The sequence below is a fragment of the Aestuariivirga sp. genome (assembly GCF_047600585.1).
GTDB lineage: Bacteria > Pseudomonadota > Alphaproteobacteria > Rhizobiales > Aestuariivirgaceae > Aestuariivirga.
Genome location: NZ_JASGKP010000001.1, coordinates 2,797,676 through 2,813,309, shown reverse-complemented (window position 1 = coordinate 2,813,309; position 15,634 = coordinate 2,797,676). Strand labels below are relative to the sequence as shown.

Here is a 15,634-nt window from a genome sequence, read left to right as displayed (position 1 = left end):
GGATTACGATGCAACGCCGCGCTTTTCTGACCGCCATTTTCTCCGGGGCCGCCGCCCTCACCGTCACCGCTGACGAGGCCCGCGCCAGTTTCTTTGAAGACATATGGGCCAAGGAACGGGGCCGCAAGGTCTCGGGCGACAAGTCCGGCAAGACCCGCAAGCTCTCCAACGACCGCACCCGGCCTATCAAGTACAAGGGCCGCCAGACCGTCACCTTCGCCAGCAACGAGCAGCCCGGCACCATCATCGTCAAGACGAACGAGCGCGCCCTCTATTACATCCTCGGCAACGGCAAGGCCGTGCGCTACGGCGTGGCCGTGGGCAAGGAAGGCTTCTCGTGGTCGGGCACGGCGCGGGTCGGCATGAAGCGCGAGAACCCGCGCTGGACGCCGCCGCCGGAAATGATCGAGCGCACCCCGAAGTATGCCAAGTGGGCGAACGGCATGCCCGGCGGCATCCCCGAGAATCCCCTCGGTGTCCGCGCCATCTATCTCTTCAACAAGGGCGGCGACACGGGCTTCCGCATCCACGGCACCAATGCGCCGTCGTCGATCGGCACCGCCGCCTCCTCGGGCTGCATCCGCATGCTGAACCAGGAAGTGACCGAGCTTTACGACAAGGTGAAGGTCGGCACCAAGGTCATCGTTTTCTGAGATCAGGCGTGCCGCGCTGAAGGCTGCGGTATTGCAGCGGCGTCAATCCTGTTGATTGCCGGAACTGCCGGGTGAAGGCGGCCTGGTCGCTGTAGCCGCAGGCAAGTGCCACGGCGCTCACCGCCTCGCGCCCGCGCTGCAACAGCTGGCAGGCGCTGTTCATCCGTGTGCGGATGATGAACTGCGCGGTCGAAACGCCGAAAAGCTGCCGCACCCGCTGGTCGAGCTGGTAGGCCGAAAGCCCCGCCATGGCGGCAAGATCGGGAATGCGCATGGGCTCGGCCAGATGACGGTGGATGTGCTCGATCACGCGCGCGAGCTTGCGGTTCTCCGGCTTGACGACCGACCACGCCGGCAGGTCGCGTGACATGCCGGCGAGGCCCATGATGCGGCCCCGTTCGTCCGTCACGGGCATTTTCCATGTGAGGCACCAGCCCTCGCTGCCACCCGGATAGATGTGGAGTTCAAGAACGCCGCTGATCGCCTGCCCGGTGGAGAGCACCGCCTCATCCTGCGCGGCGTAGCGTTCCCCCAGCACGCCGGGGAACACGTCACGCGCCGTCTTGCCGAGGAGGGCGGTCTTGTGCGGCAATCCCAGCCGTGCCGCCAGCGTCTGGTTGGCGGCGCTGTAACGGCCAGTACCATCCTTGATGAAGAACACCGTGTCCGGCACCGCATCATAAAGCGCCTCCAGCCAGGGGGGCGGCGACAGGCCGGTGAGATCGGAAAGGGGAGGGGTGGGCCGCCGGGAGGTCATGCGTCCGATTTTGTGCCGATTTCGCAGTGGGCGCCAGCCAATCCTGCAAGACCCCTTCGCCCCGGGAGGCTAAGGTCAGCGCCATCACGGAGACACCCATGAACAAGACCGTTTTTACCGGAACCATCCCCGCTCTCATGACGCCCTGCAATGGTGCTGGCGCCCCTGATTTCGAAGGCCTCGTGCGCATGGGCAAGCATCTCTTCAGCGCGGGCATGTCGGCGGTCGTGTACTGCGGTTCCATGGGCGACTGGCCGCTCCTCACCGACGAGCAGCGCATGGAAGGCGTCGAGAAACTGGTGCAGGCGGGCGTGCCGGTCATCGTCGGTACCGGTGCACAGAATTCGCTCCGGGCCGCAGCCCTTGCCGCCCACGCCCGCAAGGTGGGTGCGGCGGGCCTCATGATCATTCCCCGCGTGCTCTCGCGCGGCACCTCGGTTGCGGCCCAGAAGGCGCACTTCGAAGCGGTGCTGCAGGCGGGCGAGGGCCTGCCCTCGGTCATCTACAACAGCCCGCACTACGGGTATGAGACGCGCGCCGATCTGTTCTTCGCGCTGCGCGAGCGTCACAGCAATCTGGTGGGCTTCAAGGAATTCGGCGGCGCTGCGGCGTTGCGCTATGCCGCCGAGCACATCACCGGGCACGATCCGGCCCTCACGCTGATGGTGGGTGTCGACACGCAGGTCTTCCACGGCTTCGTGAACTGCGGCGCCACGGGTGCCATCACCGGCATCGGCAACGTGCTGCCGCGTGAAGTGCTGCGCCTCGTCGAACTCTGCACCCGCGCCGCGAAGGGCGATGCCAGAGCCCGCGCGCTGGCGCTCGAACTGGAGCAGGCGCTCGGCGTGCTCTCGTCCTACGATGAAGGCACCGATCTCGTTCTCTACTACAAGCGGCTCATGGTGCTGGCAGGCTTCCCGGAATACGAGCGCCACTTCATCGCCAGTGACCGCCTTTCCGCCAGCCAGCAGCATTATGCCGACACGCAGTATCACCTCTTCAAGGCGTGGTACGCCAACTGGCCGGGCCGCGCCTGAGCCATGCGCGTCATCGACAGCCATACCGAGGGTGAGCCCACCCGCGTGGTGGTGACGGGTGGCCCCGATCTCGGCAGCGGGCCACTTTCGGAACGGCGGGCTTTGCTGGCGCGGGATCACGATGCCTTCCGCCGCCATGTCATTCTCGAGCCGCGCGGCCACGAGGCGCTGGTGGGTGCGCTGCTCTGCGAGCCCTTCGAGAAGGAGTGTGCTGCGGGCGTGATCTTCTTCAACAACGAGGGCATGCTCGGCATGTGCGGCCACGGCACCATCGGCCTTGCGGTGACGCTGGCCCATCTGAAGAGGCTTGCGCCCGGCTCTCATCGCATCGACACGCCGGTGGGCGTGGTGACCGTCGATCTCCTGAGCGACACGGAAGCCGAGATCGAGAACGTGCCGAGCTATCGCCAGGCCAAGGCCGTGGAGGTGGTGGTGCCGGGTCATGGTCCCGTCACCGGAGATGTTGCCTGGGGCGGCAACTGGTTCTTCCTCTGCAAGACCGCACCCATGCCGGTCGATCCGCAGCACCTCTCCGAACTCACGGCCTTTTCGCTTGCGGTCCAGAAGGCCCTGCGCGACCACGGCATCACTGGGGCTGATGGCGCGGAGATCGACCACATCGAGGTTTTCGGCCCGCCGCTCGACGGCGGCGACAGCCGCAATTTCGTGCTCTGTCCGGGTGGCGCCTTCGACCGCTCGCCCTGCGGCACGGGCACCAGCGCCAAGCTCGCCTGCCTAGCCGCTGATCGTGTTCTTCCATCGGGCAGGAGTTGGGTTCAGGAAAGCGTCACGGGCGGCCGCTTCGTCACGCGCTATCGCGCCGGGGAGGGCGGTGCCGTCATCGCCCGCATCCGCGGCCGCGCCTTCGTGGTGAAGGACGCAACCCTTCTCCGCCACCCCGATGATCCGTATACGGATGGTTTCCGGACGGTGTGAACATTCCAATAGACGTCACCCCCGCGAAGGCGGGGGCCCAGCTTTCCGCGTGCTTGATATCCAAAGCTGGATTCCGGCTCGCGCGCGACATCTCGCTAGCGCTCGATCAAGGCGCGCGTCCGGAATGACGGTGGGGGAGGTGCCGTGTTTGCAGCCGCAACCCCCGTCACCTGCACGTCCGGTACCAGCCCATGTCCACATGGAAGTGGTCGGCGTGGTCGGCGTTGTAGTCGGGCGAGAGCGTCACGTTGAACCACTGGCAGAGCGAGTCGCGCGCCGCACGCAGAAAGCGGGCCTGAGGACCATTGCCCTTCCAGTCCGCCTTCACCGATACCGTCTTGCCGCTCGCCAGCCGGAAGCCCGCGATGTCGAAAGCGTTCGCCGTGGCATGCTGGCTCATGCTGCTCTGCCCGCGAATCGGGCGGCAGCTGTAGGAGCCGAAATGCAGGATCTCCGTCACCGGCTCACCCAGCAGGCGCGCCGCCGCAGGTTGCAGGGCATGGCGCTCCCACATGTAGAGCCGTGCAGCCACCACACAGCGGGTATCCTCCGGGCGCAGGCTCGCCTTGGACAGGCGGGAGAGATTGACCGCACCCGAGACGACGCAGGCGCCGCTCCCCCGGTCGGGTTCGATCACGGCGGAAAGTCCCGCCCGCCGCAGTGCCACCGCACAGCCCTCGGGATCGGCCTCGGCCAGGCGCAGTTGCCAATCCGTGAGGAAATTGGGGGTCCGGTCGAGATCGGGCAGCGCCAGCGGGTCATAGGCCCGCGGCCAGTCGAACAGGCCGAGCCGTGCCGCCGGGTAGGCGAGTGCCGCCAAAATGAGCAGGGCGAGCAGCACCCGCCCCAGAACCCGCAGCGTTACAGAGCGCCGTGGACCGCCGACAGGGCCAGTTTGCCGCATGCTTGCCGTTCTACCTTCGCCGAATTTGCCATTGTGCAGCGCACCGGATAAAACCCCTGCCACAACAATCAGGACCACAAGATGGCTGAAACAAAGCAGGCGGCACGGGCCCAGCGGCCCCTCTCGCCGCACCTCCAGATCTACCGCCCGATGCTGTCGATGACGATGTCGATCACCCACCGCATCACCGGCGTTGCCCTCTATGCAGGCTCACTCCTTCTCGTCTGGTGGTTCGCCGCCGCGGCCCAGTCGGATGCCTATTTCGACCTCGTGCAGGCTTTCTTCGCACATTGGTTCGGCCGCCTCATCCTCTTCGGCTTCACTTGGGCGCTGATCCACCATGCGCTGGGCGGCCTCCGCCACTTCGTCTGGGACATGGGCAAGGGCTTCAAGCTCACCTCGGTGGAATGGATGGTCAGGGCCAACCTTGTGGGCTCCATCGTTCTCACCCTCCTGCTCTGGGCCGTCGCCTACGGAGTGAAGTCATGATCATCGACCCGGGCATGAAGACACCGCTCAAGAAGGTGAAGGGCTTTGGCGCGGCCAAGTCGGGCACCGATCACTTCTGGCAGCAGCGGGCCACCGCCGTCGCCAACCTGCCGCTCGTTGCCTTCATGGTGGGCTTCGTGATTTATCATCTGGGCTCCACCCGCACCGAGGTGATCGCCTCGCTGCATCATCCCGTCGTGGCGCTGCTGCTGATCATGGGCATGGCCTCCGTCTTCTGGCACATGCGCCTCGGCCTGCAGGTGGTGATCGAGGACTATCTCCACAGCCACCTCACCAAGTTCACGGCCCTTGCCCTCAACATTGCCTATGCGACATCGCTTTTCGCGGTTGCCGCGTATTCCATTCTCAAGATGAGCTTTGCACCCTGATGGCTGTTGCTGACACCAAGAAGAAGGCCCCCAAGACTGTGTCCGTCGGGGGCCGCGCCTATCCCATTACCGATCACACCTTCGATGTCGTCGTCGTTGGCGCTGGCGGCTCGGGTCTCCGTGCGGCATTGGGCGCCTCCCAGGCCGGCCTGAAAACCGCCTGCATCTCGAAAGTCTTTCCCACCCGCTCCCACACCGTCGCGGCACAGGGCGGCATCGCCGCCTCGCTGGCCAACATGGGCGCGGATGACTGGCGCTGGCACATGTACGACACGGTGAAGGGCGCCGACTGGCTCGGCGACCAGGACGCCATCGAATATCTCTGCCGCAACGCGCCCACTGCCGTCTACGAGCTTGAGCACTTCGGCATGCCCTTCTCGCGCACCGAAGAGGGCAAGATCTACCAGCGGCCCTTCGGCGGCCACATGATGAACTTCGGAGATGGCCCGCCGGTGCAGCGCACCTGTGCCGCCGCTGACCGCACCGGCCATGCCATGCTGCACACGCTCTATGGCCAGTCGCTGCGCTACGACACCGCCTTCTTCATTGAATACTTCGCCCTCGACCTGATCATGGAGAACGGCGCTTGCCGCGGCGTCATCGCCATGTGCATGGAAGACGGCTCCATCCACCGCTTCCGCGCCCACCAGACGGTGATGGCGACGGGCGGTTATGGCCGCGCCTATTTCTCCGCCACCTCGGCCCACACCTGCACCGGCGACGGCAATGCCATGGTGCTGCGCGCCGGGCTTCCGTGCCAGGACATGGAATTCGTGCAGTTCCATCCCACCGGCATCTATGGCGCGGGCTGCCTCATCACCGAAGGCGCGCGCGGCGAGGGCGGCTACCTCACCAATTCGGAAGGCGAGCGCTTCATGGAACGCTATGCGCCGTCCGCCAAGGACCTCGCCTCGCGCGACGTCGTCTCGCGCTCGATGACACTGGAGATCCGCGAAGGCCGCGGCGTGGGCAAGGAGAAGGACCACATCCATCTCCACCTCGAGCATCTTGATCCCAAGGTGCTGCACGAACGCCTGCCCGGCATTTCGGAAAGCGCCAAGATCTTCGCGGGCGTCGACGTCACCAAGGAACCGATCCCGATCCTGCCCACCGTGCACTACAACATGGGCGGCATCCCCACGAACTATCACGGCGAGGTTCTGGCCGGCGACAAGAAGGACCCGGAAAAGACCGTGCCCGGATTGATGGCTGTGGGTGAAGCGGCCTGCGTCTCGGTCCATGGCGCAAACCGCCTCGGTTCCAACTCGCTCATCGACCTCGTGGTCTTCGGCCGCGCGGCGGGCCTGCGCTGCGCCGAACTGGTGAAGCAGGAAGGCAAGACCCACGCCGATCTTCCGGGTGATGCGGGCGAGGCGGCGATCGCCCGTCTCGATGGCTTCCGCTACGCTTCGGGCGGCACGCCCACGGCGAAGCTCCGCGCCCAGATGCAGCGCGCTATGCAGGATGACGCAGCGGTGTTCCGCACCGGCGAGACGCTGGAGCAGGGCTCGAAGAAGATCAACGCCATCTGGAAGGGCCTGGAGGACATCGCCGTCACCGACCGGTCGCTGGTGTGGAATTCCGATCTCATCGAAACGCTGGAATTCGCCAACCTCATCATCCAGGCGGCGGCGACGGTGGACTCGGCGTCGGCCCGCAAGGAAAGCCGCGGCGCCCATGCCCGCGAGGACTTCCCCAGCCGTGACGACAAGACGTGGATGAAGCACACGCTCGCCTGGACCGACGGCGAGAAGAAGAAGGTCACCCTCGGCTACCGCCCGGTGCACGACTTCACGATGTCAACCGACATCGACTACATCAAGCCCAAGGCACGGGTGTATTGACGAGATCAACATGGCTGAATTCGCACTTCCAAGAAACTCCGTGGTCCAGACCGGCAAGGTGTGGCCGATGCCGCAGGGCGGCAATATCCGCACCTTCAGGATCTACCGCTGGAATCCCGATGACGGGAAAAACCCGCAGCTCGACACCTATCACGTGAACATGGACGAGTGCGGGCCGATGGTGCTCGACGCGCTCATCAAGATCAAGAACGAGCAGGACCCCACGCTCACCTTCCGCCGCTCCTGCCGCGAGGGCATCTGCGGTTCCTGCGCCATGAACATCGACGGCACCAACACGCTCGCCTGCCTCAAGGCTTGCGACGACGTGCGCGGCGACGTGAAGATCTATCCGCTGCCGCACATGCCGGTGGTGAAGGACCTCGTGCCGGACCTCACCCGCTTCTATGCCCAGCACCGCTCCATCGAGCCCTGGCTCAAGACGGAAACGCCGACACCGCAGGCCGAATGGAAGCAGTCGAAGGAAGAGCGCGAACTCTTGGACGGCCTCTACGAGTGCATTCTCTGCGCCTGCTGCTCGACCTCGTGCCCCAGCTACTGGTGGAACGGCGACCGCTACCTCGGCCCCGCCGTGCTGCTGCAGGCCTATCGCTGGCTGATCGATTCCCGCGATGAAGCCACCGGCGAACGCCTCGACAATCTGGAAGACCCGTTCCGCCTTTACCGCTGCCACACCATCATGAACTGCGCCAAGGCATGCCCCAAGGGCCTCTCGCCCGCGAAGGCGATTGCCGAGATCAAGAAGATGATGGTGGAACGGATGGTCTGATCCCGGAGGGGATCAGTTGCTGGCGTGCTGCTCGCCCGCGGCCGTGCCGTCGGTGCCGTCCGGCTTCTTGGGCTTCGGCTTGGGCAGTTCGAAGGGCACGATCAGCTTCGGATAGTTCTCGGCCGCCTGCGGTGTGGCGGCGAACTGGTTGGCACACTTCTCGAGTGAATCGATCAGGATCTGGCCCGCCTTCTCTGGCGCCATGGCGCTGCGGAGATCGCGGCGGCCCATCTTCAGCTCCTTGCGCTTCACCTTGCCGATATAGGCGGCAAAGCGGGCGTGGCCGGTGAGCTTGTCGTCCTTGAACAGGTTGGCGACGGTGGGCGCATGGCAGGCGCAGATTTCCAGCGGCACCTTGGTGAGCTGGACGGCCTTGTCGCCCTCGATGAAGATCGGCTTGCTGCTCTTCAGGTCCTTGGCGCAGGTCTGGAAGGCGGCGGTCTGCTGCTTCGACATGTGCATCTTGGCCGCCATGGCCTTGATTTCAGCCTCGTTGTTGCCGCAGGCGGCCAAAGCCACGGCCATGGCCGCAAGTCCTGCCCATTTTGCCATCACACGCTTGTTCATCGCACTTTCCCCGATTTCCGAACCCACACGGATATGCTGCCGGGTGTAGCGCAAAGACCTTGGGATACCGTCAGCAAGGGCGGCCAAATTGCGGGGAAGGGGGTAACCTTGCGCTAACCATGCCGGAGGCGCGAACGGTCCCCTTTTTCGGGGCTTTCGCCTTTCGATTGAATTGTTTGGCGGCGCAACATGGTCTATATGCGGCGCGCATTTCCGCGTTCGGATTCCCGGCGCTCAAGAAGAGGCCTTTCCCATGTCGCTTGACAGTTTCAAGTCCCGCAAGACGCTCAAAGTGGGCTCCAAGTCCTACGTTTACTACAGCCTGACGGCGGCGGAGAAGAACGGCCTGCCCGGCATCTCGAAGCTGCCCTATTCGATGAAGGTGCTGCTTGAGAACCTGCTGCGCAATGAAGACGGCCGCTCGGTGACGAAGAAGGACATCGAGAGCTTCGTCGCCTGGCTCGACAACCGCGGCAAGGGGCAGGCCGAGATCGGCTTCCGCCCGGCGCGCGTGCTGATGCAGGACTTCACCGGCGTTCCCGCCGTCGTCGACCTTGCCGCCATGCGCGACGGCATGAAGCTGCTCAAGGGCGATGCCCAGAAGATCAATCCGCTCGTTCCCGTCGATCTCGTGATCGACCACTCGGTGGTCGTCGACTACTTCGGCAACCCGAAGGCGCTCGCCGCCAACGTCAGCCGCGAATACGAACAGAACGAAGAGCGCTACAAGTTCCTGAAGTGGGGGCAGGGCGCCTTCCAGAACTTCCGCGTGGTGCCGCCCGGCACCGGCATCTGCCACCAGGTGAACCTCGAGTATCTCGCCCAGACCGTCTGGACCCGGACCGAGACCGTCACCAAGGGCAAGTCGAAGCTGAAGGTCACGGTGGCCTATCCGGACACGCTGGTCGGCACCGACTCCCACACCACCATGGTGAACGGCCTCGGCGTTCTCGGCTGGGGCGTGGGCGGCATCGAGGCCGAAGCCGCCATGCTCGGCCAGCCGCAGTCCATGCTGCTGCCGGAAGTGATCGGCTTCCGCCTCTCGGGCAAGCTGCAGGAAGGCGTCACCGCCACCGACCTCGTGCTCCTCGTCACCCAGATGCTGCGCAAGAAGGGCGTGGTGAACAAGTTCGTGGAATTCTTCGGCCCCGGCCTCCCGGGACTGACGCTCGCCGACCGCGCCACCATCGCCAACATGGCGCCGGAATATGGCGCCACCTGCGGCTTCTTCCCGGTCGATGCCGTGACCATCGACTACCTCAAGTTCTCCGGCCGCAAGAACGACCGCATCGCGCTGGTCGAGAAGTACGCGAAGGCGCAGGGCATGTTCCTCACCGCGAAGAGCGCCGACCCGGTCTTCACCGACACGCTCGAGCTTGATCTCTCCTCCGTGGTGCCCGCCATGGCCGGCCCCAACCGCCCGGAAAAGTTCTCGCCGCTGGGCGACATCAAGACCGGCTTCCTTGGCGCGCTGGAAACGCCGAAGGACAAGGGCGGCTTCGCCAAGCCCGGCGAAACCGCAAAGCGCGTGAAGGTCGAAGGCAAGAACTACGACATCGGCCACGGCGACGTGGTGATCGCCGCCATCACCTCCTGCACCAACACCTCCAACCCCTCGGTGCTGATCGGCGCAGGCCTCCTCGCCAAGAAGGCGGCATCCCTCGGTCTCACCGCGAAGCCCTGGGTCAAGACCTCGATTGCCCCCGGCTCGCAGGTCGTCTCGGAATATCTCGCCAAGTCGGGCCTGCAGAAGGAACTCGACAAGGTCGGCTTCTATCTCGTGGGCTATGGCTGCACCACCTGCATCGGCAACTCGGGCCCGCTTGATCCGGCGCTGTCGAAGGCGATCAATGACAACGGCATCGTCGCCTCGGCGGTGATCTCCGGCAACCGCAATTTCGAAGGCCGCGTCTCGCCCGACGTGCAGGCGGCTTATTTGGCCTCGCCGCCGCTGGTCGTGGCCTATGCGCTCGCTGGCTCCACCCAGATCGACATCACCACGGAGCCGCTCGGCACCGACAAGAAGGGCAAGCCCGTCTATCTCAAGGACATCTGGCCCTCCAACAAGGAGATCGATGCCTTCATCCGCAAGAACATCAATCCCAAGATGTTCAAGGCCCGCTACTCCGACGTCTTCAAGGGCGACAAGAACTGGCGCGCCGTGAAGTCCGGCAAGGGTGAGACCTACGGCTGGGACAACACCTCCACATATGTGCAGAACCCGCCCTACTTCCAGGGCATGACCAAGACGCCGAAGCCGGTCTCCGACATCGTCAGCGCCCGCGTGCTCGGCCTCTTCGGCGACAAGATCACCACCGACCACATCTCGCCTGCCGGTTCCATCAAGGCGGCTTCGCCCGCCGGCAAGTACCTCACGCAGAACGGCGTGAAGCCCATGGACTTCAACCAGTACGGCACGCGCCGCGGCAACCATGAAGTGATGATGCGCGGCACCTTCGCCAACATCCGCATCAAGAACCACATGGTGAAGGATGCCAACGGCAACGTGAAGGAAGGCGGCCTCACCGTGCACTATCCCTCGAACGAGGAAATGCCGATCTATGACGCCGCCATGATGTACCAGAAGGAAGAGGTTCCGCTGGTGGTCTTCGCCGGTGTCGAATACGGCAACGGCTCGTCGCGGGACTGGGCCGCCAAGGGCACCAATCTTCTCGGCGTCCGCGCCGTGATTGCGCAAAGCTTCGAGCGCATCCACCGCTCCAACCTCGTGGGCATGGGGGTCGTTCCCCTGCAGTTCCAGGACGGGCAGAGCTGGCAGACGCTGGGGCTGCGCGGCGACGAGCAGGTGACGATCCGCGGCCTTGCCGAAGGGCTGAAGCCCCGCGCCACGCTCACCGTCGAGGTGACCCGCGCCGATGGCACGAAGGCGAGCTTCCCGGTTCTCTGCCGCATCGATACGCTGGACGAGATCGACTACTACAAGAACGGCGGCATTCTGCACTACGTGCTGCGCAACATCGCCAAGGCCGCCTAGGTCCGGCATTCACGGAAACGGGATCGGGGCCGCAGCGATGCGGCCCTTTCCTGTTGGGCGGGAGCGTGCGAAGGTGATGGCCTCACGTCCAGGAGGCAGCCATGCGCGCACCTCTCCTTGCCGGCTTTTCGACCCTCGTCATCTTCGGCCAGGCCCTGGCCAATCCGGGCCTTGCCGCCGGAACCATCGCCCACAACTGCCAGTGCCTTGCCCGGGGCCATGCCTACGCTCAGGGCGAGATCGCCTGCATCGACGGCAAGCGCCTGCAATGCGCCATGAGCCAGAACGTCTCCTCCTGGAACCCGTTAGAGGGCCAGTGCCGGCCGGAAGATCTGAATGCTTCGTTAACGCCGCTTCTCCTGCCGCAGGCCCTCTCCCGGCCTTTGCCGGGGCAAATGCCGCCCCTCACCCCCATGTGATTGGCATGTGTATGTCCCAGTCTCCATAACGGTCCCATGAACACGAGTCTGACGCGCCGCGCTGCCATGGCCCTCCTCGCCGGAGGGGTTGCGGGCCCGCGTCTGGCCGCAGCCGAAGCGTCGGCTGCGCCGGTCCTGATCGAGCTTTTCACCAGCCAGGGCTGCGCCTCTTGTCCGCCGGCGGATTCCTTCGCCGGTGAACTCGCCCGCGACCCGCTCAACTTCGTCGTCTCGCTCAACGTCGACTACTGGGATTACCTCGGCTGGAACGACACCCTCGCCAAGCCGGAATATTCCAAGCGCCAGTTCGACTACGGCAAGTCACGTGGCGACATGCAAGTCTACACCCCGCAGATGGTGATGAACGGCCACTATCACGCCGTGGGCAGCAACCCCACCGAAGTGCGCAAGTTCATTTCCGAATGCCGCGAGGAAGGCCTGAAGGCGGAGATCACCCTCACCGTCACCGACACGGAAGTGAAGGCGGCCATCGCGCAGAATGCCGCCTTCAAGGGTGAGGCCACGCTCTGGCTCATGGCTGTGGAACCGGAAGTGAAAGCCGTGATCGAGCGCGGCGAGAATGCCGGCAAGACCGTGACCTATCACAACGTGGTCCGCAACATGGTGCCCGCTGCCCTGTGGAAGGGCGAGGCCTATGAAGGCCAGTGGATGCGCGAAGCCGTGATCCCCGCCAACTGCAAGCTCTGCATCGCCGTGCTGCAGAAGGACAAGACCGGCCAGGTCATCGGTCTCGCCCGCGCGTAAGGCGCGCAAACACGCCCTCTGGTTGATCGCTGACACATTCTCACGAGGCCGTGAGATTGCAAATTTTTCATCATCCGCCGATTTTGATCCTGCGTTTTCCCTCACACAGCGCGCCGCTCATTGGTGCCTGCAACACACGAGGGAGAACTGTTATGCGCAAGACCATCCTTGCCACGCTGGCGCTTGGCTTCATCACCACCGCGGCTTACGCCATGAACCCCATGGTGGGTGGCGCCGAGATGTTCCCGGAGAAGAACATCGTCGAGAACGCCGTCAATTCGAAGGATCACACCACGCTGGTTGCTGCGGTGAAGGCCGCGGGCCTCGTGGAAACGCTGCAGGGCGCTGGCCCCTTCACGGTGTTCGCCCCGGTCAATGCTGCGTTTGACGCGCTGCCCGCCGGCACCGTCGATACGCTGCTCAAGCCCGAGAACAAGGACAAGCTCGTCAAGATCCTGACCTGCCACGTGGTGCCGGCTGCGGCCTTCGCGGCCGATGTGCAGAAGATGATCACCGATGGCGGCGGCAGCGCCAAGGTGAAGACGGTGGGTGGCTGTGAGCTCACCGCCTCCGTCAAGGACGGCAAGGTGACGATCGCCGACGAGAACGGCACCGCCGCCACCGTCACCATCGCCGATGTGAAGCAGTCGAACGGCGTTATTCACGTGATCGACAAGGTCCTCCTTCCGAAGTCGTAACCCCGCCTATCGCGTGAATGCGAGCAGGGACGGACCCGCCTCCGTCCCTGTTTTCTTATGTGATCAATCCATACATTCGCGCATACCCTTACACCGTCATTCCGGACGCGCGCCTTGATCGAGCGAAGCGAGATGTCGCGCGCGAGCCGGAATCCAGCTTTGGATGTCAAGCACGTGGAAAGCTGGGCCCCCGCCTTCGCGGGGGTGACGAAGGAAAGGGATCAAGCCCCCCATCTCGTCCCCCTGTCATCCCGGCCGCCACTCAGGCTAAGGAGGGCCATGAGCCGCGATCCCCGTTACGACATCCTCTTCGAACCCGTCCGCATCGGACCCGTTACCGCCCGCAACCGCTTCTTCCAGGTCGCCCACTGCAACGGCTACGGCTGGACCCAGCCGCAGGCCCTGGCCGAAATGCGCGGCATCAAGGCGGAAGGCGGCTGGGCCGTGGTCACCACCGAGGAAGTGGAAATCCACCCCTCCGGCGATTGCGAACCCTTTCACGAGGGCCGCCTCTGGTCCGACGCCGATATCCCCGCCCTCGCGCTCATGGCCGAAGCCGTGCACTTCCACGGCTCGCTGGCGGCCATCGAGATCATGCATCACGGCCCGTCCTCGGCGAACCGTGGCACGCGCGAAGTGCCGATCGGGCCGTCGCACCGCCCGGTCACCGCCTATGATCCGGTCCAGGCGCGGCGCATGGACAGGCAGGACATCCGCAACCTCCGCAGCTGGCACCGCGATGCCGCACGGCGGGCCAGGCGCGCCGGCTTCGACATCGTCTATGTCTATGCCGGCCACGAACTCGGCATCCCCATGCACTTCCTCTCGCGGCGCATGAACGACCGCACGGATGAGTATGGCGGATCACTGGAAAACCGCGCCCGGCTTCTCCGCGAACTGATCGAGGACACCAAGGACGCGGTGGGTGACACCTGCGGTGTTGCCGTGCGCATCGCCGTCGATGAATTGCTGGGAGACGCCGGCATCACCTCGGACGGCGAAGGCCGCGACGTCATCGCCATGCTCGCCGAACTGCCCGACCTCTGGGACGTGAACGTCTCCTCCTGGGCCAACGACAGCGCCACCTCGCGCTTCCGGAAGGAAGGCTATCAGGAGGACTACACCCGCTTCGTCAAGCGGGTGACGACCAAGCCCGTGGTGGGTGTCGGCCGCTACACCTCGCCCGACAAGATGGTCTCGCTCATTAAGGGCGGCGTGCTCGACTTCATCGGCGCGGCGCGCCCCTCCATTGCCGATCCCTTCCTGCCGAAGAAGATCGAGGAAGGCCGCCTCGACGACATCCGCGAATGCATCGGCTGCAACATGTGCGTGACCAGTGACTTCACCATGACGAACCTGCGCTGCACCCAGAACCCGACGATGGGCGAGGAGTGGCGGCGCGGCTGGCATCCGGAGCGCATCGCCGCGAAGGAAACAGGGAAGAAAGTATTGGTCGTTGGGGCGGGTCCGGCGGGGTTGGACGCGGCCTTGACAGCGGCGCGGCGCGGCTACGAAGTGCATCTCGCCGAAGCCGGCACGGAACTGGGCGGCCGCCTCATTGCCGAGACGAAGCTTCCGGGGCTCGCCGAATGGATCCGCGTGCGGGATTGGCGCGTGGGTCAGTTGCAGCGGCTTGCGAACGTCACGATCTATCGCGACAGTGCGCTCACAGCCGATGACATCATGGGCTTCGAGGCCGATCACGTGGCGATCGCCACGGGTGCAAAGTGGCGGCGCGATGGCGTGGGTCGTGACAGCGGTTTCGCCATTCCGGGCTTCGATCATGCAAACGTGCTGACGCCGGACGACATTCTCGCAGGCCGCCTGCCGGAAAGGCCGGTCGCGGTCTATGACGATGATCACTATTACCTCGGCGGCGTCATTGCCGAGCGCTGCGCAGCAGCGGGGCTCGCCACGACTTACGTCACCACCGCCCTTCAGCCTTCTGCTTTCACGGTGAACACGCTCGAGGCCACCGCCATCGCCAAGCGGTTGGTGCGGGCCGACATCACGCTGGTCACGCGCGTCAGTGCGGCCCGCTTCACAGGCGAGGCGCTTGCCGTCACCGATCATCTTTCGGGCGAGACGCGGGAGATCGCCGCCAAGGGTGTGGTCACCGTCACAGCGCGCTGGCCGAACGATGATCTCTTCACGGCAACAGGCGAACGCCTGAAAGCGCAGGGCGAGACGGCCATGACCCTCCGCCGCATCGGCGACTGCAATTCTCCAAGCACCATTCAGGCGGCGGTCTATGCGGGTCATCGCTGGGCCCGGGAACTGGATGAGGAGGTGTCGCTCAATTATCCGCGTGAATTGCCGAAGGCGGAGCCGCTTCGCCGCTTCTGGAAATGAGCGTTCTGAAATGACAAGGGGCCGGATTGCTCCGGCCCCTCG

At 64.8% G+C, this 15,634-nt stretch carries 15 protein-coding genes; 12 read left to right on the top strand and 3 right to left on the bottom strand.

Annotation, left to right across the window (positions count from 1 at the left end; genetic code table 11):
• Positions 1 to 8 precede the first annotated feature (8 nt).
• The gene (locus tag QM801_RS13910; protein ID WP_415019810.1) at positions 9 to 653 is read left to right on the top strand and encodes a L,D-transpeptidase; all 645 of its coding nucleotides are present in this window, start codon (positions 9 to 11) and stop codon (positions 651 to 653) included.
• Here QM801_RS13910 and QM801_RS13905 read toward each other — a convergent pair.
• Positions 640 to 1,410 (bottom strand): helix-turn-helix domain-containing protein, encoded by a 771-nt coding sequence (locus QM801_RS13905; RefSeq protein ID WP_415019809.1) that lies wholly within the window; start codon positions 1,408 to 1,410, stop codon positions 640 to 642. The genes QM801_RS13910 and QM801_RS13905 overlap by 14 nt on opposite strands.
• A gap of 98 nt (positions 1,411 to 1,508) precedes the next feature.
• Here QM801_RS13905 and QM801_RS13900 point away from each other — a divergent pair, with 98 nt between their 5' ends.
• Both QM801_RS13900 and QM801_RS13895 read left to right on the top strand, forming a co-directional pair.
• Complete coding sequence (locus QM801_RS13900) at positions 1,509 to 2,447, top strand: dihydrodipicolinate synthase family protein (RefSeq protein WP_415019808.1); 939 nt, start codon at positions 1,509 to 1,511, stop codon at positions 2,445 to 2,447.
• A gap of 3 nt (positions 2,448 to 2,450) precedes the next feature.
• On the top strand, positions 2,451 to 3,383 hold the full coding sequence (locus QM801_RS13895) for a proline racemase family protein (protein WP_415019807.1): 933 nt from the start codon (positions 2,451 to 2,453) through the stop codon (positions 3,381 to 3,383).
• Between the two features lie 166 nt (positions 3,384 to 3,549).
• On the opposite strand, the gene QM801_RS13890 is transcribed toward QM801_RS13895, so the two are convergent.
• Entirely contained in the window at positions 3,550 to 4,287 is a 738-nt protein-coding gene (locus tag QM801_RS13890) for an extensin family protein (RefSeq protein WP_415019806.1), read from the bottom strand.
• A gap of 81 nt (positions 4,288 to 4,368) precedes the next feature.
• Here QM801_RS13890 and sdhC point away from each other — a divergent pair, with 81 nt between their 5' ends.
• From sdhC to QM801_RS13870, 4 genes are read left to right on the top strand one after another with little or no spacing between them, the layout of a single operon-like run.
• Positions 4,369 to 4,776 (top strand): succinate dehydrogenase, cytochrome b556 subunit, encoded by a 408-nt coding sequence (sdhC, locus tag QM801_RS13885; RefSeq protein WP_415019805.1) that lies wholly within the window; start codon positions 4,369 to 4,371, stop codon positions 4,774 to 4,776.
• Positions 4,773 to 5,165, top strand: a complete 393-nt coding sequence (gene sdhD, locus QM801_RS13880) for a succinate dehydrogenase, hydrophobic membrane anchor protein (RefSeq protein ID WP_415019804.1) — start codon at positions 4,773 to 4,775, stop codon at positions 5,163 to 5,165. The genes sdhC and sdhD overlap by 4 nt, the downstream gene beginning before the upstream one ends.
• Positions 5,165 to 7,009, top strand: a complete 1,845-nt coding sequence (sdhA, locus tag QM801_RS13875) for a succinate dehydrogenase flavoprotein subunit (protein WP_415019803.1) — start codon at positions 5,165 to 5,167, stop codon at positions 7,007 to 7,009. The genes sdhD and sdhA overlap by 1 nt, the downstream gene beginning before the upstream one ends.
• A 10-nt stretch (positions 7,010 to 7,019) precedes the next feature.
• Complete coding sequence (locus QM801_RS13870) at positions 7,020 to 7,796, top strand: succinate dehydrogenase iron-sulfur subunit (RefSeq protein ID WP_415019802.1); 777 nt, start codon at positions 7,020 to 7,022, stop codon at positions 7,794 to 7,796.
• Between the two features lie 12 nt (positions 7,797 to 7,808).
• Here the strand turns inward: QM801_RS13870 and QM801_RS13865 are convergent, their stop codons facing one another.
• Complete coding sequence (locus tag QM801_RS13865; RefSeq protein WP_415019801.1) at positions 7,809 to 8,363, bottom strand: hypothetical protein; 555 nt, start codon at positions 8,361 to 8,363, stop codon at positions 7,809 to 7,811.
• Between the two features lie 253 nt (positions 8,364 to 8,616).
• Here QM801_RS13865 and acnA point away from each other — a divergent pair, with 253 nt between their 5' ends.
• From acnA to QM801_RS13840, 5 genes are all read left to right on the top strand, one after another.
• A complete protein-coding gene (gene acnA, locus QM801_RS13860) occupies positions 8,617 to 11,358 on the top strand; it encodes an aconitate hydratase AcnA (RefSeq protein WP_415019800.1) in 2,742 nt (913 codons plus the stop codon).
• A gap of 101 nt (positions 11,359 to 11,459) precedes the next feature.
• The gene (locus QM801_RS13855; protein WP_415019799.1) at positions 11,460 to 11,777 is read left to right on the top strand and encodes a hypothetical protein; all 318 of its coding nucleotides are present in this window, start codon (positions 11,460 to 11,462) and stop codon (positions 11,775 to 11,777) included.
• 36 nt (positions 11,778 to 11,813) lie between these two features.
• Positions 11,814 to 12,542: a DUF1223 domain-containing protein gene (locus QM801_RS13850; RefSeq protein WP_415019798.1), complete on the top strand. Its 729-nt coding sequence runs from the start codon at positions 11,814 to 11,816 to the stop codon at positions 12,540 to 12,542.
• Positions 12,543 to 12,694: 152 nt separating this feature from the next.
• Positions 12,695 to 13,240 carry a fasciclin domain-containing protein gene (locus QM801_RS13845; RefSeq protein ID WP_415019797.1) on the top strand — a complete coding sequence of 182 codons (546 nt, stop codon included), beginning with the start codon at positions 12,695 to 12,697 and terminating at the stop codon, positions 13,238 to 13,240.
• Positions 13,241 to 13,519: 279 nt separating this feature from the next.
• Positions 13,520 to 15,592, top strand: a complete 2,073-nt coding sequence (locus tag QM801_RS13840; RefSeq protein WP_415019796.1) for an FAD-dependent oxidoreductase — start codon at positions 13,520 to 13,522, stop codon at positions 15,590 to 15,592.
• The last annotated feature ends 42 nt before the right edge of the window (positions 15,593 to 15,634 follow it).